The organism is Bradyrhizobium sp. LA6.8, assembly GCF_040547935.1.
In the GTDB taxonomy this organism is placed as follows: domain Bacteria; phylum Pseudomonadota; class Alphaproteobacteria; order Rhizobiales; family Xanthobacteraceae; genus Bradyrhizobium; species Bradyrhizobium barranii.
The window spans coordinates 61,083-85,840 of the sequence record NZ_JBEPQQ010000019.1 but is presented as its reverse complement, the minus strand read 5'-3'; the positions used below and the strand labels follow the sequence as shown (position 1 = coordinate 85,840).

Sequence of the window (24,758 nt, the reverse complement as noted above, 5' to 3'; positions counted from 1 at the left end):
GCCCCCGCGAAAGGAGCGTTTTGATCTCAATTCGGCCACCAAGGAAGTGATTGTGCTGGCGCAAAGCGTGATCCACAGGAATGGCGTTTCGGTCCGGACTCGGCTTGCAGATGGACTGCTTCCGGTTCTCGGGGATCGCATTCAGCTGCAACAAGTCTTGCTAAACCTGATACTGAACTCGGCTGAAGCAATGGGCTCGGTTGAGGAGGGGGCAAGAGAGCTGTTGATCAGCACCGAGCAGGATCAGGCAGGCGCCCTCGTAGCCGTACGCGATTCAGGGCCCGGCATTGATGCGCGGCATCTCGATCGAGTCTTCGACGCCTTTTACACCACGAAGTCCAGTGGAACAGGGATGGGGTTGTCGATATGCCGCTCGATTGTCCATGCTCATGGGGGCAAGTTGTGGGCGAAAGCGAACGAACCTCGCGGCACCGTATTTCAGTTTACCCTGCCAGCGGACAACGACTCATGAATTGTCTTCAATCGGCGTACCTGGCTGCAGAGCCGAACGCAGGCATCGCTCGAGATAGTGGTCGTCCACAGGCTTGCCGACCTTGTCCTCCTTGTCCTTGCCCCGCATGACGATCCACAGGGCGTCGTCGGTTCTGCCCGATCAACGTTGGCAGGTTCGGGCCATGACCGGACGCTCGGCGTCGCGCCATGACTCAGCTCAGATCGCAGGAGTTACGGCAATCCGGTGAATAACAATTAGAGCGGGGGCGGCTCCGGCTGCTTCGGCTTTGGGCCGAAAGCCCTCGCCGTATCCCGCTGAGGGCGGTTCACTTTGGATAGAGCGAGTTGCCGTGCATACTCCTGGTCACCAGTTACCTTGTATTGCGGGCTTGTCAGTGAGGCGAGAAACGCCACGATGTCATCGATCTCCGGCTCCGTCAGCGCCAACGGCTGCATGTCCTTGTCGAGCCAGGGGTTCGTGATTCCATCACCCTTGTTGTAGTGATCCATTACGTCCCACAGGGTCTGCATCGACCCGTCGTGAAAATAGGGGCCGGTCACGAGAACATTTCGTAGGCCCGGCGTCTTGAACGACGCGATATCATCCTGCTTTCTCGTCACGAGGAAGCGCCCGAGGACCGACATCTCGCTCGTAATCGCCGCGGCGTCGATACCCGCCACATGTCCTTGCGCCAGCTCTCGCTCAGCCTGCTGCGCCAGGGGAACTACGTGATGCCGGAGGATGCCGATGCCAACGTTGTGAAAATCGCTATCCAAGAAGAGGGCTGCGTCCGGCTGATTGTCCGTCAAAGCATGGCAGAGGTGGCAACGGGCCTTGGCGTTGAACAAATCCCAGCCGCGTTTGGCCGAGTCGCTGATGGCGTTGACGTCTCCGGCGATGAAATGGTCGAACGGGGAATCGAAGGAAGCCAGTGTCCGTTCGTACGCTGCGATAGCGCTCAACATATCCTGCTCGTTCACGTCCCGGCCGAAGGACTGCATGAATTGAGTCTGATAGTCCTTGTCGCCGACGATCCTGGACAGCGCATCGCCGATACTGACCGAGCCCATCTCGAACGGATTCGTGATCGGCAGCGCAGCCTGCTGCTCTAGCGTATTGACCCGGCCGTCCCAGAATTGCGTCTTGTTATAGAGCGCATTCAACACGGTAGGGGCGTTACGTTGGCCGACGCGGCCATGGATACCGACTGACAGGGGCCTGCCGTCTGTGAAGGCCCGCGCCGGATCGTGGCAGGTGGCGCAAGAGACCGTACCGTCGCCTGAGAGCCGAGGCTCGAAGAACAGCTTCTGACCCAATGCGACTCTGGCAGGTCTGAGCGTGGACGGCGAGATAACATACTCGGTCAAAACCTTAGGGAAGCCGACCTGAATTGATGAACGGGGCTGGGCTAACGGGCCCGGTTTGGGCAGGGGCGGTGCCTGCCCCGGCGCCAGCGCGGGCGGTGCGCCTACACTGGCGTCTTTCTCTTGGGCTCGCGCAGCAACTACCGCGAAGATATACGATAGGAGCAATAGTATCACGAGGGATGTCGCGCGCATCATAAGTGGGCACCTCATAGCGGCGGCAGGGACTCCAGCGGGCACACAAAGGCGCGCAGGGCCGAAGCAAGTCAAGAAATTCGCGACGCTTAATGTGTCCCAAGTCAGGCAATGGATATCGGTAGGACTATATCCGTTACGTAACGCCACGAAGATCGAATGAGGAGGATCGGAAGTCCCCTGAAGGCTTTAGAGGCTTTCGCCATCAGTCTTGAACGAAGTCGGATACAATACCGTTTCTGGGCTAGCCGTAATGTCGGCGCGGGCGCGCTCGCTCGGATTCAGCCTCGTCTTCGCGACGAGGACATTCCGGCGATGCTGCGCAACGACGACAAGGAAGCGAAGTCCATGATCGCCAACACCACCACCAAAATCTTCATGCGGGTGGAGGAAACGGAGATGACGGCGAAGCTCGCGGTCGACTCCGGTGGCAAGGGAAGCTTCGCGCGGGTGTCGGGTTTTGCCGCCAAGTCGGGTGAGTTCGCCACCCCTTACCTCGACAACATGGAAGCCCGGTTCGAAGAACAGAACGGGTGATGGTCCGGAACCTGAGAGCCCTCGGGTCGGGGAAGCCTACGTCACCTGGCGGGACTCGGTCTTCAAGGTGAAGACCTTCCATGCCCACCCGGAGGGTGAATTCGGGGCGGACCTGAAACGGCTCCAGCTCCGGGCCAACCACTTCCTCGCCTTCTCCAAACCGACCTAGGAGGAGGTCAAAAAGATCAGCGTTTTGGTCGACGTCGCCGAACGGCTGGACGTCCCCCGCTTTGCCAAGCTCATCGAAAACCGAGCGCGGACCGAGCGTGCCGCGATCGAAAAATTGGTTAACGCGAGGAAAGATCCGACTCGCTTCGCAACGAGATCGCCGCCGGTTCAGTGGCGTTCCTGCGCGCAGCCTATGGCGGGGGAAAGAAGGCGAGCTCGACGGATCTGATCACCGCCGGCGCCGCTTCGATCGCCGCCATCTGCCAGGCGATGCAAAAGCAAAGCGACAAGTTCGCCCGGGAGGTCCGCGCCGTGGAAGGGTTGCCGGCGGGCGGATTTGTTGGGTCGGGGCGCACTCGTAGCCCGTCCCTGGCACCCGGCTTGGTTAATCCGGCATCCCGGGTGCCGCCGAGCTCGGCCGGTCTGCCGCCCGTATTCGAGACGCTGCGCGGGCCAAGGTGTCGACCACGCCGCCACCACCGGACGTCTTTGCCGCCGAGCTCGATGACGCGCCGCCGTAGCCGGTGGACGAGTCCGAGGAGAACCAGACCGTTCGCCTGGCCTCCGCCCTGGAGTCACTCGGATCGCTGGAAGGTGCCGGGAAGCTGCCAACTCGCCGGCGCCTTCCCGTATGAAGGACGTCGCTCACAGCATCACCGTCGACAACGTCGCCTACGACATGGCCCGGCGGATGCAGTGCCTGGGTCGACGTGTGGCTGAAGGACATCGCCCCGAGCACCGGCCTCAGGACTTGGTTTGGCATGATCCGAACCGCTGGCGCGAATTTTCACTAGCGATACTCCGAGGAGCTCCGCGCCAATCATGCCGTAGTTGAGTACCTGACGGAACTTATACAGTGGGCGAAGTCACGCTGCTCTTTGACGCGCACGACACCGAGCGAAATAACGCCGTGGTGCTCGCCGAATACCTCGCCGCACACTAATCGGTGTCGATATTTGGGATCGGAAGCTCGCTCAGAGCGGCATGCAAAGCTGGCTCAGGACCGGATAGCCGTGAGTGTAGATCCAGTCTGACTGTCGCGCCGGCACGTGACAGGACTGACAGTCCGTCGTGTAGTCGGGGGATTAGTTGCGTCGAACCAGGACCAACCCCGGCCGTCGCCCCACAGCTTGTTTCTTGAAAATCGGCCGACGTTGTCTTTCACCATGACGAACCAGCCAGCGAGGGTACCGGCCCTACTTAGGGTTCCAGTTGCCATAATGCATTCGCGTAGTGATGGAAACGATAAAAACCCTCTGCGCAAAGGGCGTCGAGCTGCGCGGTATAGGCAAACAGAAAGGCCGCGCTAAGTGCGCCTCCGCCAAGCACGAGCCAGGCCTAGTTGAAGGAGCCGCTGCGTAGAGCTTATTGCATGTTTCTCAACCTCGTGGAGCCATCATAGTAAAGAGTCGACGGTCCATCGATTCGAGCCGGCGAGACCCAAAAATATCGCGCAGCACATCGCAGCGAATACAGAGTAGTCGAATGGCGACTTGATCCCAAACGAGATCGCCATGGCTGAACCGAATAGGAAGAGCAAGCCCGCGCTGCCGAAAGCCGCCCACCGCAGCGCCAGTCCGAGTATCAGCGTAACACCAAATAGGAGCTCCAGCACCGTCGCGGCAGTGCCGAGAAAGGGTATCATCCACGCTGGTGCGAACGCATTTACCTTGGCCGCGTAGCCCAAAAATCGCTCGAATGTTCCCCAGGAAACTCCGCGCTCGCCTGGATTGCCGTAGAACCCGAGCCGGTCGCTGACCGACAACAGGAACGAGACCCCCAGTGCCGCGCGGCTTCCCAGCGAAAGAAGATCGAGGGCAAGAGAAGCTGGTTGCTCCGCGGATTGCAGCTTAAGTATGGGTTGGCCACGCGAAGTGCGCAAGACGCCGCGAAGCGTTTCGGATGTTGCCATCATGGCGAAATCCTACGGGTGGGTGGGGGCAGGAACCTTGGGTGCGAGACTTCGACAGCCAGGCCGACGGTCCTCGATAATTTCATGGGGGTCTCCTTTGCTGCTCGTGCGGCACGGCGCGACGGCTTCAATCCCTGTCGAAACAGCCGCGCGTGTTCGGCCTGCCCAGCGGACCTCAGTATCGGCCGCGGCCGGCGAAATTAGAAATTCCCTTTGGAAATGCATTCGATAGGCGTGAAGTATCGTCGTCCAAAAGCGCTGTGCGCGCCGGCGTCCCGTCCGTCTGCGATCGGCCGTCGAGGAGCGCGCCGTACTCGGGGTGTCGGGCCGCGTAGAAAGACATGAAAGGGGCCCTTCGCGATCACTCCTTTCCCGTCGCGTCGCAACGCTCCGAAAACGCCATGCGCCAGCCGCAATCGTGATCGAGTATGGCACGGGTGCGGGAGTGAAGACCGAACTCTGCAGTCTACCGGCTTGAGACGCGCCACCGCGCTAAGATCGCCCGTGTCGGCCAGACCCTCGTCATCGCGCGTAGTTGATCCAGCTTCGACGCCAAGGCCTTTTGCTCTCGATGTCGGCCCAAACCCTTGCATGCGGCATGCGTGCGAAACCGATTTTCTATCGCCGGTTCGCGCTTTTTTTTGCCTTGCGCGTGACCAGGGGCGCCGAGCCCTGCTTGTTCAGACAGGCTTTCCTGACTGCTCCTCCTCGAACGTCACCGCCACCGCCGCGTTTGCAGAGAGGCGAACCCTTTGCCGCTCAACGTCGGCGACAAGCCCGAGGTCGATGAAATGCGCGTGGCCTTTGTGCTGGCCCTCGCCGCTGTCGCGCTTCGCGAGCCTGACGCGGCCGGCCGTGGGTGACACCATCGACGGTGCCGACGCGGACGCCGTCCGCGCCGATCACTTCCGTGTTTTGGGCGATCTTGTCTGTGGTCATCTGGTCTCTCCTTTGGTTTCGCTGAATGCGCTGAAGTTATGCGTCGCCGCCAAGCGAAGGCACGCAAATTGCCAACGCGTGTGCGCCGGGAAGAAATTCCGGTAGCTCGCGCGGAGGTGTCCCGGCGGGTTCACGCAAGAGCCGCCTCGCAAAACGAACTGCCCGGACATGAACTTTCCATTGTACTCGCCCACCGCGTCCCTCGGTCGCGCGTAAGGCGAGAACGCGCTGCGCGTCCACTCCCAGACGTCGTCGAACATCTGCTGCACCCCGGCTTTTTGTGGGACGCGGGCTTAGGCCTTAGGCGATTGAGGTCCAGGAAATTGCCCTCCACGTCGAGCCTTTGCCTCGCCACCTCCTACTCCGCCTCGCTCGGCAGCCGCTTTCCGGACCACGCGATGATTCCGGCCTCGAAGTCGGTGAAAGAGAGCGCAGGAGGGACTGCGGTCTCGACCTTCACCGGGGTAGGGTCGCGGTAGGCCGTCCGAATCGGATCTTGCGCGAACAGGTGGAGGATGTCCGTGAGCAGAAGCTCCTGCTCGTGGTCGCAACCGAGCTCGATCAGCTCAGCGACCTCCGGGGTCGGCCGCGAGCCAAGCAACTTGGCGACTGCCTGGTCGATACGCGCCCGGTAAACGTAGACCTCGCCCAATGCGGGCCGCGTGATCATGCTGCGCCGAGGACGCGGCTGCCGCGCCTCGAGTGTCTCGTAGTAGGAATTGAACAGGTCATCGAACGGCCTGTAGCCCTTCAGGTGAGGCGAGAGAACCATCGCCTCAAAAAACCAGGTCGTGTGCGCGAGGCGCCACATTGCAGGGCTCGCGTCGGGGATCGACTGCACCGTTGCGTCCGCGTCGGAAAGAGGTTTGCCGAGGCTCTCGCGCGCTCGTGTGCCGGACCTCGCGGTAGAACCGCTCAAAGTCCCTGAGTGCGAGCGCCGACTGGAAAAGATGCGCAGGAGCCATTGCAAGTCCTCACTACGAATTCAGAATGGGCTGTCGCAACGGGCATGGTCCAAGGCATCCGGCGCGAACGGATCAGGAAGATGACCAGAATCTGCGTGGTGATCGATTCGATGAGCCATCCGGTCTGCAACAGGGCGGCGATCGACCAGTGCGTCGCGTCGCGCGGCATCGTACGCAATGTCCGCTCGATTACCTCAGCAACCTGATCGTCGTTGATGGTTCGAGGACGGCCAAGCCGGGCTTCGTCAAGCAGGCCATCACAGCTCTCCTTCAAAAATCGGCGGCGCCACTTACCAACGATGTGTTCGTGGAGGCCGAGTTCGGCAGCCACCGACTTGCTTGGCAAGCCATCCGCACACCGCAGGATCGCGCGGCAGTGCTCAGATAGCGATCGGGCACGCGATGACGACGAACCTGCCTCTCCAAGTACGCACGCTCCTGCGGGCTAAGAACCAGCGGCGCGGTCGGCCGGCCTCGCTCACCTGCATTCGCGACGAGCACTCTCCTCTGTAGAGATTCGAACTATCAACTAATGTGACGAACTTGCGTTCCAGATGACTAGCTCCTGGTTTGGTTAATCCGGTATCCCGGCCGAACACTAAGGGCCATGTGTGGACGGCTCCCGGTTGGCAAGGGTTTTCTTCACGCCTGCGACGGTGGTCGGAGCAGCCATGTGTTCGGCCTGTTAGCGACGCGGCGGCAATAACGATCGTCTATCGACTCTATGGCGAGAGGTGATTTCTCTCACCGGCGTTGCAAGGTCATCTTCCAAAGCATCGTCGTACCGAAACGTTCAGTGCTGCCACCGAGACGCGGTGCCAGATTGAGAAGCCAGGAGGCTCGATATGCATAGCAACGACGTAAACGCGGCCGCAGTGAATGGTAAAGAGGCCGCGTATTTCGGTGTGCCGTGGGAAGATGCCTACGGATACGCGCAGGCGGTCAAGGTTGGTGACATGATCCATGTCTCCGGTCAGCTCAGCCACGACGAGAAGGGGAACCTGATCGCGCCTGCTTCTCTCGATGAATTCGGCAAGCCGGCCAAGTTCTCGATGATGGAACCGCAGATGCGGGCGACTTACGCGAATGCCGTCAGGCTTTTGGCGCGCTTCGGGGCAACGCTGGACGACGTCGTCGAGGAGACGCTCTATGTCCTCGATGTCGACGCTGCATTCGTCGCCGCGGGCAAGGTGCGCAAGGAGGCCTACGGCACGGCACGACCTCAATGCGCAAGCAACCTGATCGGCGTGACGAGACTGGCCTTTCCCGAACAGCTCATCGAAATCACCTTCAAGGCTATGCTGTCGGGGGCAGAAGCGAAGCCCCGGAGATAAATCCCAATGCTAGGAGTTAACGAAATCATGACACAAAGACCTGGAACCGCGACGGCAATACCCGACATCCTGATCGAGCCGAAGGATTGCGCCTTGGTGCTGGTCGATCAGCAAGCCGGACTTGCTTTCGGCGTGGGATCGATCGATCGCCAAATGCTTCTGAACAACGTGATCGCTCTAGCGCGCACCGCCACCGTTTTCGGCATGCCCATCGTGGCGTCCACGTCCGCCACCAAGGTCTACAGCGGCCCCCTAATGCCCGCGATTCACGCCGCGATTCCCGAAGTGGTTGCGATCGAGCGCCGCAACATGAACATGTGGGAGGACGATGCTGCGCGCGGCGCGATCGTGGCGACCGGACGGCGAAAGCTGATCTTTTCGGGGCTGTTGACGGAAGCGTGCGTGACTTTTCCGGTGCTCTCCGCCCGCGCGGCGGGGTATGAGGTACACGTCGTCGGTGACGCTTGCGGCGGGCTCACTCCGGTCAGTCACGACCTGGCGATGCGACGGATGGAAGCGGCGGGGGCGAAGCCTACGTCGTGGATCCAAGTCCTTCTGGAGCTCCAGCGCGACTGGACCCGGCATGAGACCTATGACGGGGCGCGAGCAATCGTCGAGGCTCACGGCGGCGGATACGGTATCGGCCTGGCCTATGCACGGGATATGATCAAGCCCGCGTAAGAAACGCGCCCATTATCCATCGGAGTTGTTCCTGCGCCCCGCGCGCTGGCGCATGGGGTTAAGTTCCTGGCGTGGGAAATCGTACTGCGAATATTTCATCCTGAAAGCCATTTGAAAGGAACTTTAGGATGACCGATGTCAATGCTAAGGCTAGCGACAGTAGTGTAGGTTTGCGGCTCCTGTTTTCATTGTTCATTGTGGTGCTGCTGTCGTTCGGTGCATACGCCGCTTTCGTCTCCGCTCCCGCGACACGGGCCAACGCGAAAATCCAACTCGATCGTGAGATTGCAGCTGAAGATCTCGCATTCTGTGAAAAGTTCGGAATACGCGTTGACACCAGCGGCTTTGGTGTGTGCAGCCAACAGCTCGCGCTTATTCGACAAAAGCAAGCCGACCGGGACAGTACCGCAGCTGCAGGCCTTCCCTAGCGGACGCGAGGTTGGGCGGCCGATTCTCTGGGTGCCCGAGCTGAGGAGAGGCTTGCGCCTAGCCCCGATGAAGCCGGCGTCGAAGTCGGCCAGAAGCACACCATCGCGGCTACGTCCTTCCTTCACCTCGTCCCAGTCGGCGAAACGCTCGATCGACACCGTTTACGAGTTCAAGAAGAGCCGAAGCGCGCGCTTCCCGTCGAACTACCCCGCGACCGACGGCTAGGGGCAGCCAGGTTTCATCCTGTCGCAATTGAGGGAATGGAAAAGATAAAAGCACGGCATTTTCCAACGCCTGGCACGAAACCTAGCTTCGGTGTGGCGTGTCTACGGGGGGCCACCGGTTGTGCGACGTTGCGATCGCAAGTTTATTCCTGTGTTGACCACTACATTGCCGTGTCGGCCTGAGCGCAGCAAAACAAAGGAGAGTGCAGATGAACCTGGACGCGAGGGACATGGCTGAGCCCGTTTCATGTCTTCGTAGAGCGCGCGGCCGAATCCCGCCGTCCTGAACGACCCATCGGGAGGAGATCACATGAAACGTCTATCCGGAAAAGTCGCCACCGTCACCGGGGCCAGCGCGGGCATCGGCCGGGCCACCGCCGAGCTGTTTGATGCTGAAGGCGCCAAGGTCATCGTCGGAGCTCGCCGCCAAGCCGAACTCGACGCTCTAGTTGCCGAGATCGTCTCCGACGGCGGTGACCCCGCCGCGTTGGCGGGCGACATTCGCTCGGAAGACTATGCACGCGCCCTGGTTGCGCTCGCCGTCAAGAGGTTCGGCAAGCTCGACATCGCTTTCAACAATGCTGGTACCTCGGCGAAGGCGCCCCGACCACCGGCGTTTCTGAAGCTGGCTGGAACTGTGCCATTGCCATCAATCTTACCGGCGCGTTCCTTGGCGCGAAGCACCAGATCAGCGAGATGCTGAAGCGCGGCACCGGCTCGGTGATCTTCACCTCTACCTTTGTCGGCTACAGTTTCGCATTTTCGGGCATAGCCGCCTACGCTGCGAGCAAATCCGGGTTGATCGGCCAGACTCAGGCAATGGCCGCCGAATACAGTGCGCAGGGTGTGCGGGTCAATGCGATTCTGCCGGGCGCGGTCGATACCGCAATGTACCGCCAGGTGAATGACACGCCTGAATCAATAACATTCACGACCAACCTGCATGCGTTAAAGCGGGCCTGAGGAACTGGCACCTTACGAAAAAATGCGGAAATACCGAAGTACGTTGCGTGGGTAACGATCAAGCTGCTCTTGCACACTCAGGTCTGGTGGTGGCACGAAGCCAAGTCCCCGACCTGCCACGCGATCCGAACTACGGCGGCTGGTCGATTAGGTGGCCAAAGATGCTAGACTCGAGGACTTTTACGGGCAAACCGGACATGCCTCCGGATCCCCGGAGGCCGTGCCAGTGGTATTGCGGTGCCACGGCTCGGCCGGCGCTGGCGACCCGGGCTCACTGCCCGGCCCGTCGGGACCGGCCGACCGAAGCAAGTCAGTTCGGAATTACGTCAGCTCGCTCGCGAGCCCACAACGTAATCCAAATAGCCTTAATTTCTTACGCTCATTATTACAACGGTGTCAGAACTCATCGATCCCTTAACAAGGATGCGCCCGTTTCTCGCTCGGTACAGCGCGCCGGTGTCACAAGTTCATGCGCGGTCCTGGGCGGCCTTCATCACCGCTACGCCCGAGCTTAAGTTTTCAATACAAACAGGCGCCTAGTGCTTCGTTTGCCCCGCGGCACATCGCGATATTTGGGGCCGCCGAACTATTCCTAACGGTTATTCGTCGACGACTACCATTCCAAAGTTGAATTTTCGTTTTCCAAAACGCACGGTCACCATGCAAGAAACATACGCGGACAGGTGTCGCGAGGGACACCGTTGGGGGGAGAGCTAGAATGGACGACGAAGTTTCGAAGAGGCGCCCGGTCAGTACGCCGATCGAACCCTCCGCGGAGACCTTGAGCGGCTTTCGCACGCTCGACATCCGAACCGACCGGCTGATTTCATCATGGCTGCGAGAGGCGGGCGTTCCTGACGGCGCGCTGAAGGCGAACGAACCTGCCCCCGATTTCCTTCTCCCCGAGGCAGATGGAAAGCTCGTTTCATCTTTGGAATTGCGACAGACTGCACCGTTGATCGTCACCTTCGTTTACGGGACTTGGTCCCCATTGTGCGCAGCTGGACTACGGGCTCTTCACCGGGCCACCCGTAATATCCGCGCTGCCGGCGCCAGAGCAATTGCCATAACACCCGAGACTGGAGATTTGCCGCGCAATTTCAAGCGCGATCACCAACTGGATCTGGAAATCCTCTCCGACCTGGATCTTGGGGTGAGCCTTTTGTTCGGTCTGGTGTCCGTAGTGCCGGCGGAGATAAAGAGCTGTATCTTGCAGCGCGGCCTTGATCTCTCAGCTCTCCATGGCTTCTCCTTTTGGATGTTGCCAATGCCGGCCACCTATGTCCTCGACCAACGGGGGATCATCCGTCGAGCGTGTGTCGGGCCGGACTCCATCACGGGAGCGACGACCGAAACCGCGCTCGCTGCCCTGTCCGAATTGGATGGGCCTAGGCCTCGCCCTTAGAGGCTGACCGGAATAAGACGAGTCGATTCGAGAGGCTACGCGTGGGCGACAGCAACTGCGTCATGGCCGGGGTTGTCCGGCCATCCACGACTTCGCGTCACTTCAGCAACGACGGTTGGATGGCCGCGACAAGCTCGGGCATGAGGAGGCGGGACCGGGGCTCGTGATTTGGATCAAGGAGCCTGCACCTTGTGCGTCAGGCATACGAACATTGTCCTTGTTCGAGGCAGTGGCAGCTGCGCGGCGGAGTTTGTCCAGCGCACTCGCCCAGTCTCGAACACGAGCAACCTTGATAAGGGCGTCAAGCGGCGGTGAATACTGCCTCCCCGCCACGGCCAAAAGCTGCACCTCGCGCCGCACGGGGTCGCCCTCAATTGGAATAGCGGCGAGCGACGGCAGCCTGGGAGCGTGCTCGGGCGCCAGGATGGCCCCAAAACCGGCGGATGCCATTTGTTGAAGGTGCCTTTCCTGATCACTCCTGTGCACAACTTTAGGGCCAGGATGGTCGACAAAACAAGCCTGCTTGAATCGGCCTGCGACGTCGCATCCGACCCTTTCGAGAAATACCACCTCATGCAATTCTTGGAGCGAGATAGCAGTTTGCCTCGCCATCGGATCTTTCTGGGACAGGACGAGCACGTACCGCTCCTCGAACAGCCGCCAGCGGTCGATCCGCTCAGGTAGCTCCACGGCGTCACCGACGAGTGCGGCATTGATCTCGCCATCTAAAAGCATCGCAACGAGCCCGTTGGCATCCGCCTCGCGTAGATCGACTCGAAGGTCAGGGATGATCCTGGCGAGTTCCAAGAGCAATTCGGTGATGAGTGCGGCGGAGACTGACGGCACCAGTCCGATCTTGAGCGGGGCGATTGTTTTCTTTTGATAGCCTCGCGCCTGAAGCCGTACTGCCTCCGTGGCAGCAAATATTTTCTCCAGCGTTGGCAAAATCATCTTGCCCAGCTCGGTGAGCTGGGTGAGGTGACGTTCACGGTGAATCAACGCGCCACCGAGTTCTTGCTCCAGCTTTTGTACGGCCTTTGTCAGCGCCGGCTGCGTCACATTGCATTGCTCCGCAGCCCGCGTAAAATTGAGTGTCCTTGCTAAGGCTAGGAAATATCGCACCTGATAAAACTGCAGCTGCATAATCATACTCGAAAGATTTGCCGTGATTCGGACCGTTCCAGTTCATTGCCATAGTAGGCAGGGGCGATGGCCAAGCGGTTTGTCGTGGAGCTTCCGCGGAAACAGGTATTTGTGCGCCGGCTTGGAATCGTCGACCCGCGTCTTGCGCAAGGTGTTCTCACCGACGTTGTTTCCTATTAACGTCGCGGTTGTGTAGAACATCATAGGCGAGACCAGTTAAATGTCAGGGTTTCCATTGGGATCGGCTCGGCCATCTTTTCATCAAGTATTTTTCTCTCATTTAGAATCTCCTGAGGTCTCGGTTCTGGACGGTTGGAATGAGGGAAGCGGCAAGTTCACGCTCGTCAAAGGGATTCCCTGCTTCGGCGCAGGCTGCTGGTCATGGCGAGCAGATGCGCACCGTCCTGCCATAACCCAAGACTAGGACACCAACTCAAACCGAGGGTCCGAAACACATGTCCGATCATCCAAATCTTGCATTGCCTCGATCCGATCTCGATGTGCTGATGGAAACCTTGGATGTCGACGTAATTGGACTCATCGAGTGTTTGGTCAGTCCAGGTTGGCGCCTGTCATTCGGGAGCGCGGACGTGCCGGCTATCCACTACAATCTTTCCGGGACCGGACGAATGGTTGTGGGTGGTTCCCCCGCATTTCCTCTGATGCCTCATACCCTTGTCATCACACCGGCTAAGAATCCATTTTACATCGAGGTCGATGACCGCACAGCGGCCAAGACAGTGAATGTGGTTGAAGCGCAATGGGATCCGCGCTTCGGCGAGCGTATCCAGCGATTCGTCGCAGGGGACGTCGACCCGACAGTCATCCTGATTTGCGGGTACTTTCGAGCCACCTACGGCTCGTCCATCGACCTCTTTGCAGGCCTTTCCACGCCGATTGTCGAGAGCTTCGAACCCGGCGATGAACTGGGGTCAAAGTTGCAGGCTGCGTTGGCAGAAGTCAGCGGCCGGCAGGTTGGAATGGAGGCGATGACGAGCGCGATCCTGAAGCAAGTCCTCGTTACGCTCGTCCGTCGGAGTCTGAATTCGACCAGCGTTTGGCTCGAACGCTTTTCTATCCTGAGTGACCGTCAAATCGCTCTTGCGTTCGCCGATATGGTGGCGCGACCATCGGCCGATCACTCTGTCATGGCCTTGGCGCAGAAGGCTGGCTTGAGCCGATCCGCATTCATGGCGCGCTTTGTGCGCGCAATCGGATGTTCGCCTATGGTCGCGCTCCGGCAAATGCGGATGAAGCGTGCAGCCGATATGCTAGCCGCGAGGACATTTTCAGTTGAGCAGATCACGCGGGCGGTCGGTTATAGGAGCTGCAGCAGCTTTCTCCGTGCCTTTCGCCAAGCGCATGGATACGTCCCGGCAGAAACCGAGGGTGAAGGGCGCTCCCCGCCGCCAGCTCTTCCCCGGTCAGGGCGGCGAGTCGGGCGCAGCTGAGGACGAAGTTCGGGACACGTGACATTAGTGCGCCGGTCGGTGCTCAGCCGATGACCTGCTGTTATCGATTGCATGATCAAGAAAAATGATCGCCGCGGCGCGGCGCGCCCTAGTCTTTGGGGCAGTCCACTGGCCACCACTGGCTGAGACGGTCGGCGTCAGTGACGGCGTGCATCAACCGAATAATCGTTAGCGGTCTACGGAAGGAGGATCAAATGCCCCGTATTTCCATTCCGAGCCGCGAGGACGCCCCCCGGAATCCAAGCCGATCCTCGACAACGTCGACAAGATGCTAGGCTTCGTGCCCAACCTGCAGCGCCTCATGTCGATCAGCCCGAACGCGCTCTCCGGCTGGGCTGCCCTAATGGGGTCGCTTGCGAAGACGCTGGACGTCAAGACGAGAGACGGAATCGCGCTGGCGGTGTCGGAGGCGGACGGGTGCGACTACTGCCTGGCCGCGCACAGCTTCGTCGCGGGCAAGCTGGCCAAAATCCCTCCGGACGAAATGGAGCTGAACAGGGAGGGCCGCTCGAGCGATCCCAAGCGCCACGCTGCGGTCGCCTTCGCGAAAGCGCTCATCGAGACGCGCGGCAAAGTTTCCGACGCCCAGTTTGCGGCGGTCAGGGATGCGGGGTGGACAGACGCCAACATCGTCGAGATGATAGCGCTAACTGCCCAGTTCCTGTTGACCAACTTCATGAACAATGCGGCGCAGACTCCGATCGATTTTCCCGGGGTCAGTCCCGCCAAGGTAGCCTAACGCGAGGTGCCCTCCTTTGGAGCGGGGAGGGCTGGAGAGTCCAATGTTTCGACGGTCCCCGCGGCCTAATGTCAAGCGCGCCTACGAGCCGCCCGAGGCCTCGGACGGCACGAGGGTACTCGTTGACCGCATCTGGCCGCGCAGGCTCACGAAGGAACATCGCAGCGTCGACGTGTGGCTGAAGGACATCGCCCAGAGCGCCGGCCTCACGACCTGGTTTGACCCGAATTGCTGGCGCGAGTTTCACAAGCGATACTTCAAGGATTTCCGCGCCAATCACGCCGCAGTCGAGCTCCTGACGGATCCTGTATCGACGGGCAAAGTTACGCTGCTCTTCGGCGCGCACGAGACCGAGCGTAACAACGCCGTCGCGCTCGCGGACTATCTCGCGGCCCACTAGTCGGGGTCGTGTTCGGGATCGGAAGCTAGCTCAAGTCGTCATCACAGCTTGCCGCCGGCCCGATGCCGACGTTATCGTTCGTGCGGATGTCGGCGCTGAGGCCCAGCGTCCGCTCGATGGCACACATGTTCGCAGCCACCATCAGTTGGGCGCGCTCCTCGTCGCCAAGGTTTTCTTCGAGCCTGATGGAGCGCTCGAAGGAGTCGCGACCGCCATCCCCGCCATGGTGGTACGACACGGTCACCTCGACGTGGGAAAGCGGGATTATCCGCCTTCGCGCCTGCAGCGGTATCGTCATCGCCGTGTACGCGGCGCGCGAAGCGCTCAGCAACTCGTAGGCGTTCGCCTCCGAGAGTTCCGCTCGAGCGAGGCGGCGCGGAGGGAAGCGCCGTAGCGTGCCAAGCGTCTTTCAGCCCTTCCGATAACGGTCGGCTATCGACTCCATGGCGAGAGGTGATTTTCCTTTAGACCGTCGTGGACTCACTCTTCGATCCATCGTCGCCCGCGGTCGTGTACGGGCCGAAGTACGGAGATCGCGTACACGCCGTCACCCAGCGGCAGCGTATTCCACGTTGTCAACCCAGCAACGGCTGCGCCGACGTCGTAGCCGGCGCGAACACCTTGGAGACCGGTTCAGCGATGGAGTTCATGATCCCGCCCGGTCGCCTCGACCGCCCGGTCGACCACGAGACGGACCACGTGCTCGGCCCCGCCGATGCCGAGATCACGCTCGTCGAGTACGGCAGCTACGCGTGCCCGCACTGCAGGGCTGCCAACGAGCGCATCGCGCAAGCACGCGACCAACTTGGCGACCGCGTCTGCTACGCCTTTCGCCACAGGCCGCTCACGGACAACAGCCTTTCGTTTCGGGCCGCCGAACTCGCTGAGCTTGCCCAGACGCCCGAGGCGTTCTGGTCCGCGCACATCAAGCTGATGACGAGGTCGATGCAGCTCACGGAGGACGATCTCGTCGCGGTGGCCACCGACCTCGGCATGAACGCCGACTTCGCACTCGGCGACAGCGACGCCGCGCGACGCGCGAGGGCGAGGGTGGAGGCTGACGTCGCAAGCTCCCGCGCAAGCGGTGTGAGGTTCACGCCGACCTTCTACATCAACCGCCGGCGCTACGACGGCCCCTGGGACGAGAGCTCTCTCGTCGACGCGATGCTTGGCACGCTCGGCCACCGCGTCCGTACGGCAGCCCTGGACTTCGCGAGCTGGGGCCCGTCCGCCGGCATTTTGCTGGTCCTCGCGACCGTAGTGGCGATCGTCGTGACAAACTCTCCGATCAGGCCAGCGTTTAACGCGTTCTGGCGCCAAGAGCTCGGCGTGAGCTTGGGCGACGCGGCCTTCCGGATGTCCATCCTCCATTGGGTCGGCGACGGCCTCCTGACGGTGTTCTTCCTCGTCGTTGGGTTGGAGGTGAAACGCGAGATGACGGTCGGCCACCTTACGAGCCGCCGCTCCGCCGCACTTCCGATTGCGTCCGCGCTTGGCGGCATGGTCTTGCCTGCACTTCTGTATGCGCTGGTCATCCCTGCGGGGCCGTGGTCGTACGGGTGGGGCGTTCCGATGGCGACCGACACTGCGTTCGCGATTGCCTTGATCGCCGTGATGGGCGCCCGCGTTCCCGTCGAGCTGCGCATCTTCCTCACGGCGGCGGCCATCGTCGACGACATCGGTGCGATTGTCGTCGTCGCCGTGTTCTACTCCGGCGATATACATCCGAGTTACTTGGCCGCGGCTGCGGCGGTGGTCGTTGCGCTGGCGCTGCTCAGCCGGTCGAAAGTCTACCTTCTCTCGCCTTACATCCTGTTGGGCGTCGCGTTGTGGGCATTCGTCTACGCGGGCGGCCTCCACGCGACGCTGGCTGGCGTGGTCCTGGCGCTGTTCATTCCGACGCGCCCACCTGCCAACCTGGCCGCCCTGATGACGCAGGCGAGCACCATCATCGCCTCCGAGGCCCGGCACGAGGGCGAGGTTCTCAGGCACGGCCCCTCCACCCCGGCGCTGCATTCGCTCGACGCAATCTACGACAGACTTGAATCGCCCGCCGACCGGCTGCTGCGGACCGCCGGCGCGCGGTCGAGTTACGCGGTCCTCCCGATCTTCGCACTGGCGAATGCGGGTGTGGCGATTGACCCGCGCGTCTTCGTTGGGCATGGTTGGCTCATGGCCGCGATCGTGGCTGGCCTCGCCATCGGAAAGCCGCTCGGCGTCTTCCTCGCGGCCGCCGTGGCCGTGCGTGCAGGCATAGCCGTCAAGCCGGCAGAGTACACGTGGCGCCAGTTGGCCGGGGCGGGAGCCCTCGCTGGGATCGGCTTCACGATGTCGCTCTTCATCGCTGGGCAGGCGTTTCCAAGCGCGACTGACTTCTCGGCCGCCAAGATCGCCGTGTTCGCCGCGTCGATTCTTTCGGCCGTCGTCGGGACTGCCCTGCTCTGGGGAGCTTCGCGTCAGGAGCTTATCGAAGAGGCGCCGCAGAGCGCCAGCATGCAAGTATCATAGCGCGTCGACATTTTTGCGGGATCGCGAACAGGAGGTCTTTCGATGATTCTACCTACCTACCGGCACGACAGTAGCAGTCGCTGACGGCGAGACGGTCCGCCTGTTCCACAATAAGGGCGTGAAACCTGGGGTGCACTTGGTCGAGATCACGGCGGCTCCGCCTGCGCCCGCCCACTCAGGCGCGGGAGCGCGCCATCACACCGGCTCTGCCAACCCCGATGGCAGACGGCTCGACGAGGACGACTTCGCGGCAGCGACGGCCGCGTTCTGAACAAGCTCAGCCTGGACGGGATCATAATACACCTGGTCGTTTTCTCCGACCCCAGGACCCTGGGGGAGATGCGCAAGCACTTGCATCGCGACCTGAGAGGCAAGACCATAGGCGAGTTCGCGAAGGACTTCAGCCGGCGTCCGCTCGAGGACATCGCCTCATTGATCGCCGACAGCTGGCGCGCCTCTGGAAAGGACTGCCGGCGCAAGCCCGTCCAGCCATAATCCGTTCGAATAGCTCAAAGTTGCCGGCGACGACTACTGCTCTCGACCAACCTGAACCATGCTTTCCCGGGGTCACTGACCACCGCGGACTGACGGAGACCGGACATGAGGAAAAGCGAGAGCATTCCTGCGGTGGCTTCCCGTCCAGCGACGAAGCCAAGTAAGCGCGACGCCGCGGATGCGATGCGCTACCGACTACCTTGATCGCCACACGACAGGCCGAGCGCGCGCTCAAGGCGGGCAGCTGCGCGTCGTCCTTTCGATTGCGGCAGCGGCCCGTCGGTGATGGGGCTTACGATATCGTCGGGTCGTGTTCGCGCATCACTCATGGTCAAATATGCTCCCTTTGCTTGTGGCTGAGTCAAGGACCATGAGGCGAAGCCGTCATCGGGCACTACCGCTTCGGCCCCGCATCTCATGATTTCGACTCATTTGAGCGCCGCGCGCTCTCACTCGTCGAAGGAGTTGGCGGCCTCGCCCGTTGACCGCATGTTCAACCCGGCCTTCTCAACGTCCCAACCCGTCACTTGTTGGCAGATTGTGTTGAAGATCTCGACGAGTTGGCTGTTAGCGAGCGCATGGGCGCCGACGCGCGTGAGTTCGTTGTTGCTCAGACAGACATCGGAGTGGCATCGAGATCAGTTTTGCCGGCTTTCGAAGGTTCTGAGCGGGCGGCGAGAAGAGACTCGTCGTGAGCACCGCACGGGCCTCTCAGCCGGAGCCGGTCGAGGCGCAGTATGCGCTTTAGGTATGCGAACAGCATCCCGATCTTCTTGTCTTCGCGCCGCGATGTCACATAGGCCTCGGTTGTCAATTGGCGTCCAAAAATTCTGCATGCCGAATGACAACCGGTGGCCAGGTCGAGCGAATGAACCGCACCCTCAAGGAGGCGACCGTCCGGCGCTATCACTACGAGGATCACCAACAGCTTCCCGATCACCTCGCTGCGTTCCTCGATGCCTACAACTTCGCCAAGCGATTGAAGGCTTTACGAGGCCTCACACCATATGAGGCCATCTGCAAAGCTTGGACGGACAACCCCGAGCGATTCCGATACGATCCAATCCACCTAACATCGGGACTAAACAACTAGTTCCGGTGACTCGGCTTGTCCCCGTGCGTCCGGGCTGTGTCGTCGGGCCCATCGCGGTTTTCGAACAGAATACGTTCGGCGGCGCCCGCAAGATCGTCATATTGGCCGCTTCGCAGCGACCACATGAATGCGCCGAGCGCTATGGCACCGAGCGCGAGCGCAACAGGAATCAGGAAGAAGTAATCCGTCACCGGGCTTTCTCCATCGACAGCGCCTGGCTGGAGACATCGCCGGCGGGCGCGCCCCCGCGGGGCTCCTTGCGCGAGCGCCAGCCATGCAGCCGCAGAGCATTGGCGATCACGAGCAGTGACGAGGCCGACATCGCCACCGCCGCCACCAGCGGTGTCACATGGCCGAGGATCGCAACGGGCACTGCAATGGCATTGTAGCCGATGGCGAGGATGAGATTCTGGCGCACCAGCTGCCGTGCATTGCGCGCAACCGCAATGGCCTGCGGCACGGCGAGAAGACTGTCGTGCAGGAAGACGAGGTCGGCGGCATTGCGTCCGACATCGGCGGCGGTGGCCGGAGCCATGGATGCATGGGCGGCGGCGAGGGCAGGCGTGTCGTTGAGACCGTCGCCGACCATCAGCACGCGCTGTCCTGCTTCCGTCAGATCAACGATGTACTTCGTTTTGTCCGCGGGGGAGACGCCGGCGCGGTGGAGAAGTCCGAGATCCGATGCGAGATGGCGCACTGGCTCGTCGCGGTCGCCGGACATGATCTCGACACGGCATCCTTGATTGGACATGGCAAGCACGGCCTCGCGGACGTCCGGGCGAAGATCGCTGTCGAAACGGAAGGCCGCGCGCTGCTGCCCGTTCTCGGAGAGGACAACGCCGGTGGTGGCCGACTGTTCGGCTGCAGCCATCAGCGCCCAGTCCGCCCGGCCGAGCCTGTAGGTCGTCGTGCCGATGGTGGCCTGCATTCCAGCGCCCGGCTGCTCTGAAGGATCTTTTAGCGCCACGGGCGTGACGGCTTTCTCGCGCCCCGCGGCGGCCAGCGCGCGCGAGTAGGGATGGCGTGAATGGGCCGCGATCGAAGCGGCGATCGCCAGCGCCGCGGGATCGATGTCATCGCGGTTCATGAGTCGCAGCCGATCCATGGTCAGCGTTCCGGTCTTGTCAAAGATTACGGTGTCGACTTCGGCGATGCGCTCCAACGCGCCGCCGTCCTTGACCATGACGCCGCTCTCGAACAGACGCCGCGCGGCAACGACATGCACCATGGGCACGGCAAGGCCGAGCGCGCAGGGGCAGGTGATGATCAGCACCGCGATGGCGACGGTTGCCGCGCGATGCAGGTCGCCTTCCACGATCATCCAGCCGATGAATGTCAGGAGCGCGGTAAGATGCACGACCGGCGCATAGAGACGCGAGGCGCGATCCGCGATGCGCCGGTAGACCGAGCGCCCGGCTTCGGCCGCTTCCATCATCCGTACCATTTCGGCGAGGAATGAATCTTTCGCAGCAGCCGTCGCGACGATGGTGAGCGGGCCGGTCAGGTTCAGCGTACCCGCGGACAGCACCGCACCCGGTGCAACCGGCTGCGGCAGGCTCTCGCCGGACAGCAGCGCGCTGTCGATCTCCGATCGTCCGGTTTCGACGCGGGCATCGACCGGCACGCGCTCGCCCGCCGCCAGCAGGATGTGCATGTCCGGCTGGATCTCGTTCACCGGCAGATAGGCGTGTGTGCCGTCGTCCTGCACCACGAGCGCGCCGCGCGAGGACAGGCGGGCCAAACCTCGGACAGCAGTTCGTGCGCGCGCGCGCATCATGTGATCGAGCGTGCGGCCGATCAGCAGGAAGAACAACAGTGAGATTGCGGCGTCGAAATAGGCGTGCGATTCGTGATGGAACGTCTCGTAAAGGCTCATGCCGAAGGCAAGCAGCACGCCGATGGAAATCGGAACGTCCATGTTGGTCTGGCCATGGCGTAACGCACGCCAAGCCGAAGAAAAGAATATGCGGCCCGAATAAATCAGCGCAGGGAAGGCGATCAGCGCGGAGATCCAGTGAAAATTGTTGCGGATCGAGGCTTCCGCACCGGACCATACCGACACTGACAGCAGCATGATGTTGCTGGCGGCGAAACCTGCCACCGCAAGCGCGCGGATCAAATCTTTCAGTGTCTCGTCGGTCGCGTCCGCATCCGCATCGTGAAGGTATGCGTCGTAACCGATGTTGTCGAGTGTCTCGATGAAGGGTGCAGGCGGTTTGTCCGCCTGCCAGCAGATTGTGACCCGCTTGGTGGAGAGATTGACCCGCGCTTTTTCCACGCCGGGAAGCGCGCCGAGCGCCGCTTCGACCTTCTGGATGCAGCCGCCGCAGTGAATGCCCGGCACCGAGAGGTCGGTCTGGCGGACGCCGTCGCCGATGATGCGGCTTGCGAGCAGCACTTCCTCATTCGCGGTGTGGGGATCGGCCTTCGCGAGACCGATTTCAGCGCCGGGCGCACAACAACTCATCGGCACTCCGTTTCTGCACGTCGCCGTCATTCCGCCGGCGGCGTGTCGTTACATTGCGGCTTCGTCCGCCACCGCGCGATAGGCATGCCATGTGCCGTGCCCGAGCACGGGAAACAAGATGATCAGGCCCAGCATTCCGCTGGCGAGGGAGAGCAGGAACAGTGCAAGCACAATGGCGCCCCAGGTCAGCATCACGGGCAGGTTGTTCCAGACAAGCGCCATACTTGAGCCCATGGCGGTGAGGGCGTCAACGCGCCTGTTGAACATCATGGGAATCGAAAACGCGCTGATGGCAAACGAGAAGGCCGCGAACAGTCCGCCGACAGCGCTGCCGACAATGAGCATAGCCCAGCCGACCGGCGTGGTGAACAGCATCGGTGCGATATGCTCGAGACCGGGAAACGGCACAAGGCCGAAAAACAACGCGTAGATAATCACCGCCGCGCGCATCCATGTGATCATCAAAAGGCACAACAGGACGCCCACGAACAAGATCTGTCTGCCGCATCGCGGCCTGACGAAGATCATCTTCGCGAGATTGACGGGCAGGCCGGCTGCAAGGCGGCGGCTTTTCTCATAGAGGCCGACGGCGAGCACCGGGCCCACCACCATGAAGCCCGCGAACGCCGGAAATAGGATATAGTCCCAACCCAGACGAAAGAGCCCGCCGACGATGGTGACCGACGTGAGAAAGATCAGCAGGCCGTAGCAGAGGCTCGTCATTGGTTGAATGGTTAGGTCCTGCCAACCCTTAGCAAGCCAACTGAGCGTGTCGGCTGGAGCAAGCGAGCGGTGCCAGCGAGTTTTCGTGGGAAGCGGAGGCACGACGGTCGGGATCTTGGTCATGTCGATCACTCCACCCGTGCTTTGGTTGTCATGGACGTTTCCGATGAACACGACGAGGTCGCCGCGCTGAAGCTGGTCGTGCCGTTACCTTCGCCATGCCGGAGATGACCGACGCAATCCGGCTGAGAGGAGACGGCAACGTAAAGCAGATGCGCATTGGCGGCGGCCAGCACGATGAGCCCGAGGCCGGCCGACAGCCAGACGATGGACTTGGTCTTCCATCCGCCATGCGATGCCGCCGCGCCGCTCACGGGGTGGGCATCCTCTGATCGAAAAGGTAGAGCGCGAGGATCTTGCGATCGAGCGGCGTCAGGCGGCCTTCCCATGATGGCATGTGGCCCTGCCGCCCGTTCCACAGTGTGTTCGTGATCGTCTTCACATCGCCGCCATAGATCCAGAACTTATCGGTCAGGTTCGGTGCGCCCGTGTCGTTCTTGCCCTTAGCGTCTTCGCCATGACATGCGGCGCAATTGGCGGCGAAGATCTCCTTGCCAGCGTCCACATCGCCGGGCTTTGCCGTCTTCGCGATGGATGGATCAGAGAGCGAGCGCACGAAGGCCACCACCTTGTCAATATCGGGTGGCTGAAGGATCTGATCATGGCCAAAGGCCGGCATCTGCGAGGTGCGGCTGTCGGGATGCGGTGAGTTGATGCCGACGCGGATGGTCTCGGCAATGGAGTCCGGGTCGCCGCCCCACAGCCATGAGGTGGTGGTCAGGTTCGGGAAGCCGTGGCCGCCTTGTGCGTTGAGTCCATGGCACATGGCGCAATTGTCGCCGAATAGGGTGTGGCCGGTCTGCCGCACGATGTTCATCAGCGCAGGATCGGCCCGAAGCTCCTGATAGCTTTTGGCCTCGATCTGGTTGGTCCATGCGCTGCGGCCGAGGGCGGCACGCTTCAGCGAGTCCCGCACAATGTTGCGCTGGTCGAGGCCGAGCAGTCCTTTGGTGTAGCTGACGCCGAGTGGCCACGCGGGCATCAACACCCAATAGCCGACCGAAAAGACAAAAGCGATTAACAGGAAAAAGTAAACCGCGCGGGGAACCGGCGTGTTCAATTCCTTGATGCCGTTCCACTCGTGTCCGGTGGTGAGATAACCGGTGTATTGGTCGCGTTCTTCTACCGCCATGGCCCATCCTCATTGCGCAGGACCGACCTCGCAGCGTGATCGAACGCCTTCTTGTTTGACGGCCAGTAGGCATAGACAACAGTGATGATCGAGAGCGCGATCAGATAAATCAGTCCGAACGATTTCGAGAACCAGACCAGCGTACCGTGTTCGAGATCCATGATCACCTCGTAGCGTTCGCGACGGATTTGTGCGCCGCGTCGGTCAGGTGGCCGAGCACCTGGAGATAGGCGACCAGTGCGTCCATCTCGGTGAGATCGCCGGGCTTGCCGTCGAACACGCGGACATTGGTAGCTTTGCCGTAGCGTTGGGTCACGCCATCGGCATACGGCGAATCCGGTGCAGCCTGGCCGTAGGCGTCCTTGCTCGCGTTCGCAATCATGTCGTCGGTGTAGGGCACGCCGACGGCGCGTTGGGCTTTCAAGTGCGCGTTGAGATCATCGGTGCGCAGCGTCGTGCGCAGCAGCCACGAGTACGCAGGCATGACGGAGACTGGAAGCACATCACGCGGGTTGTTGAGGTGGGCGACGTGCCATTCGTCGGAATACTTGCCGCCAATGCGCGCGAGATCCGGTCCCGTGCGCTTTGACCCCCACAGCATCGGATGGTCGTATTTAGATTCAACCGCGAGCGAGTAAGGGCCGTAGCGTTCGACCTCATCGCGCAGCGTGCGGACCATCTGCGAGTGACAGGCGTAGCAGCCTTCGCGGATGTAGATGTTTCGGCCCGCCAGTTCGAGCGGCGTGTAGACACGCATGTCGGGCGCATCTTCCACCGTGTGGTGGATGGTGAAGAGCGGCGCGATTTCCACGATGCCGCCGATGCTGGCCACAAGGATGATGCCGAGGGTGAGGCCAATGGCCTTGCGTTCCAGCCGATAGTGCAATCCGAACATG

The 24,758-nt window shown here is 61.4% G+C and carries 23 protein-coding genes and 6 pseudogenes; 13 read left to right on the top strand and 16 right to left on the bottom strand.

What is annotated here, in order from left to right; genetic code table 11:
* The coding region (locus ABIA90_RS45320; RefSeq protein ID WP_354122506.1) for a sensor histidine kinase at positions 1-472 on the top strand (472 nt) is incomplete at its 5' end.
* A 236-nt stretch (positions 473-708) separates the two neighbouring features.
* Here ABIA90_RS45320 and ABIA90_RS45315 read toward each other — a convergent pair.
* The gene (locus ABIA90_RS45315) at positions 709-1,770 is read right to left on the bottom strand and encodes a cytochrome-c peroxidase (protein WP_354122227.1); all 1,062 of its coding nucleotides are present in this window, start codon (positions 1,768-1,770) and stop codon (positions 709-711) included.
* A 558-nt stretch (positions 1,771-2,328) separates the two neighbouring features.
* On the opposite strand from ABIA90_RS45315, the gene ABIA90_RS45310 reads away from it, so the two are divergent.
* The gene (locus ABIA90_RS45310; RefSeq protein WP_354122228.1) at positions 2,329-2,550 is read left to right on the top strand and encodes a hypothetical protein; all 222 of its coding nucleotides are present in this window, start codon (positions 2,329-2,331) and stop codon (positions 2,548-2,550) included.
* Between the two features lie 1,564 nt (positions 2,551-4,114).
* Here the strand turns inward: ABIA90_RS45310 and ABIA90_RS45305 are convergent.
* From ABIA90_RS45305 to ABIA90_RS45285, 5 genes and pseudogenes are all read right to left on the bottom strand, one after another.
* On the bottom strand, positions 4,115-4,633 hold the full coding sequence (locus ABIA90_RS45305; RefSeq protein WP_354122229.1) for a hypothetical protein: 519 nt from the start codon (positions 4,631-4,633) through the stop codon (positions 4,115-4,117).
* Positions 4,634-5,310: 677 nt separating this feature from the next.
* Positions 5,311-5,569 (bottom strand): annotated as a pseudogene (locus ABIA90_RS45300) (DUF2171 domain-containing protein).
* Positions 5,566-5,829 (bottom strand): SUMF1/EgtB/PvdO family nonheme iron enzyme, encoded by a 264-nt coding sequence (locus tag ABIA90_RS45295; RefSeq protein ID WP_354122230.1) that lies wholly within the window; start codon positions 5,827-5,829, stop codon positions 5,566-5,568. The pseudogene ABIA90_RS45300 and the gene ABIA90_RS45295 overlap by 4 nt, the downstream one beginning before the upstream one ends.
* 98 nt (positions 5,830-5,927) lie before the next feature.
* Positions 5,928-6,380 carry a formylglycine-generating enzyme family protein gene (locus ABIA90_RS45290; protein WP_354122231.1) on the bottom strand — a complete coding sequence of 151 codons (453 nt, stop codon included), beginning with the start codon at positions 6,378-6,380 and terminating at the stop codon, positions 5,928-5,930.
* A gap of 232 nt (positions 6,381-6,612) precedes the next feature.
* Positions 6,613-7,035: pseudogene (locus ABIA90_RS45285) on the bottom strand (helix-turn-helix domain-containing protein); the annotation flags it as partial.
* A gap of 344 nt (positions 7,036-7,379) precedes the next feature.
* On the opposite strand from ABIA90_RS45285, the gene ABIA90_RS45280 reads away from it, so the two are divergent.
* The 5 genes and pseudogenes from ABIA90_RS45280 to ABIA90_RS45260 all read left to right on the top strand — a co-directional run bounded on the left by ABIA90_RS45280 (position 7,380) and on the right by ABIA90_RS45260 (position 11,570).
* Positions 7,380-7,868, top strand: coding sequence for a Rid family hydrolase (locus ABIA90_RS45280; RefSeq protein ID WP_354122232.1), 489 nt, complete (start codon positions 7,380-7,382; stop codon positions 7,866-7,868).
* A gap of 27 nt (positions 7,869-7,895) precedes the next feature.
* Positions 7,896-8,549, top strand: coding sequence for a hydrolase (locus ABIA90_RS45275; protein ID WP_354122233.1), 654 nt, complete (start codon positions 7,896-7,898; stop codon positions 8,547-8,549).
* A gap of 128 nt (positions 8,550-8,677) precedes the next feature.
* On the top strand, positions 8,678-8,977 hold the full coding sequence (locus tag ABIA90_RS45270; protein WP_354122234.1) for a hypothetical protein: 300 nt from the start codon (positions 8,678-8,680) through the stop codon (positions 8,975-8,977).
* A gap of 535 nt (positions 8,978-9,512) precedes the next feature.
* Positions 9,513-10,159, top strand: a pseudogene (locus ABIA90_RS45265) (SDR family oxidoreductase); the annotation flags it as partial.
* 724 nt (positions 10,160-10,883) lie between these two features.
* Positions 10,884-11,570: a redoxin domain-containing protein gene (locus tag ABIA90_RS45260; RefSeq protein WP_354122235.1), complete on the top strand. Its 687-nt coding sequence runs from the start codon at positions 10,884-10,886 to the stop codon at positions 11,568-11,570.
* Positions 11,571-11,672: 102 nt separating this feature from the next.
* Here ABIA90_RS45260 and ABIA90_RS45255 read toward each other — a convergent pair whose 3' ends face one another.
* On the bottom strand, positions 11,673-12,713 hold the full coding sequence (locus tag ABIA90_RS45255) for a LysR family transcriptional regulator (protein WP_354122236.1): 1,041 nt from the start codon (positions 12,711-12,713) through the stop codon (positions 11,673-11,675).
* A gap of 455 nt (positions 12,714-13,168) precedes the next feature.
* Here ABIA90_RS45255 and ABIA90_RS45250 point away from each other — a divergent pair, with 455 nt between their 5' ends.
* From ABIA90_RS45250 to ABIA90_RS45240, 3 genes are all read left to right on the top strand, one after another.
* Positions 13,169-14,164 (top strand): helix-turn-helix domain-containing protein, encoded by a 996-nt coding sequence (locus tag ABIA90_RS45250; protein WP_354122237.1) that lies wholly within the window; start codon positions 13,169-13,171, stop codon positions 14,162-14,164.
* A gap of 289 nt (positions 14,165-14,453) precedes the next feature.
* Positions 14,454-14,924 carry a carboxymuconolactone decarboxylase family protein gene (locus ABIA90_RS45245; protein WP_354122238.1) on the top strand — a complete coding sequence of 157 codons (471 nt, stop codon included), beginning with the start codon at positions 14,454-14,456 and terminating at the stop codon, positions 14,922-14,924.
* A gap of 43 nt (positions 14,925-14,967) precedes the next feature.
* Positions 14,968-15,324, top strand: a complete 357-nt coding sequence (locus ABIA90_RS45240; protein WP_354122239.1) for a DUF488 domain-containing protein — start codon at positions 14,968-14,970, stop codon at positions 15,322-15,324.
* Positions 15,325-15,349: 25 nt separating this feature from the next.
* On the opposite strand, the gene ABIA90_RS45235 is transcribed toward ABIA90_RS45240, so the two are convergent.
* Positions 15,350-15,655 carry an OsmC family protein gene (locus tag ABIA90_RS45235; RefSeq protein WP_354122240.1) on the bottom strand — a complete coding sequence of 102 codons (306 nt, stop codon included), beginning with the start codon at positions 15,653-15,655 and terminating at the stop codon, positions 15,350-15,352.
* Between the two features lie 179 nt (positions 15,656-15,834).
* Here ABIA90_RS45235 and nhaA point away from each other — a divergent pair, with 179 nt between their 5' ends.
* A complete protein-coding gene (nhaA, locus tag ABIA90_RS45230; RefSeq protein WP_354122241.1) occupies positions 15,835-17,832 on the top strand; it encodes a Na+/H+ antiporter NhaA in 1,998 nt (665 codons plus the stop codon).
* A gap of 192 nt (positions 17,833-18,024) precedes the next feature.
* A pseudogene (locus ABIA90_RS45225) lies at positions 18,025-18,327 on the top strand (baeRF12 domain-containing protein); the annotation flags it as partial.
* A 567-nt stretch (positions 18,328-18,894) separates the two neighbouring features.
* Here ABIA90_RS45225 and ABIA90_RS45220 read toward each other — a convergent pair.
* Positions 18,895-19,126, bottom strand: a pseudogene (locus ABIA90_RS45220) (hypothetical protein); the annotation flags it as partial.
* A gap of 48 nt (positions 19,127-19,174) precedes the next feature.
* Between ABIA90_RS45220 and ABIA90_RS45215 the strand changes: the two are divergent.
* Positions 19,175-19,420: pseudogene (locus ABIA90_RS45215) on the top strand (integrase core domain-containing protein); the annotation flags it as partial.
* On the opposite strand, the gene ccoS reads toward ABIA90_RS45215, so the two are convergent.
* Genes ccoS through ccoO form a run of 7 tightly spaced genes read right to left on the bottom strand, consistent with a single transcriptional unit; the run spans position 19,417 to position 24,757 of the window.
* Positions 19,417-19,611: a cbb3-type cytochrome oxidase assembly protein CcoS gene (gene ccoS, locus ABIA90_RS45210; protein ID WP_354122242.1), complete on the bottom strand. Its 195-nt coding sequence runs from the start codon at positions 19,609-19,611 to the stop codon at positions 19,417-19,419. The pseudogene ABIA90_RS45215 and the gene ccoS sit on opposite strands and share 4 nt — an antisense overlap.
* Positions 19,608-21,887: a cation-translocating P-type ATPase gene (locus ABIA90_RS45205; protein WP_354122243.1), complete on the bottom strand. Its 2,280-nt coding sequence runs from the start codon at positions 21,885-21,887 to the stop codon at positions 19,608-19,610. Before ABIA90_RS45205 ends, ccoS begins: the two co-directional genes overlap by 4 nt.
* Positions 21,888-21,935: 48 nt before the next feature.
* Positions 21,936-22,733, bottom strand: coding sequence for a DUF2189 domain-containing protein (locus ABIA90_RS45200; protein ID WP_354122244.1), 798 nt, complete (start codon positions 22,731-22,733; stop codon positions 21,936-21,938).
* Between the two features lie 5 nt (positions 22,734-22,738).
* The gene (locus ABIA90_RS45195; protein WP_354122245.1) at positions 22,739-22,984 is read right to left on the bottom strand and encodes a hypothetical protein; all 246 of its coding nucleotides are present in this window, start codon (positions 22,982-22,984) and stop codon (positions 22,739-22,741) included.
* A complete protein-coding gene (gene ccoP, locus ABIA90_RS45190; RefSeq protein WP_354122246.1) occupies positions 22,981-23,862 on the bottom strand; it encodes a cytochrome-c oxidase, cbb3-type subunit III in 882 nt (293 codons plus the stop codon). The genes ABIA90_RS45195 and ccoP overlap by 4 nt, the downstream gene beginning before the upstream one ends.
* Entirely contained in the window at positions 23,853-24,023 is a 171-nt protein-coding gene (locus tag ABIA90_RS45185) for a cbb3-type cytochrome oxidase subunit 3 (RefSeq protein ID WP_354122247.1), read from the bottom strand. The genes ccoP and ABIA90_RS45185 overlap by 10 nt, the downstream gene beginning before the upstream one ends.
* A gap of 2 nt (positions 24,024-24,025) precedes the next feature.
* Positions 24,026-24,757 (bottom strand): cytochrome-c oxidase, cbb3-type subunit II, encoded by a 732-nt coding sequence (ccoO, locus tag ABIA90_RS45180; RefSeq protein ID WP_354122248.1) that lies wholly within the window; start codon positions 24,755-24,757, stop codon positions 24,026-24,028.
* Position 24,758: the final 1 nt, after the last annotated feature.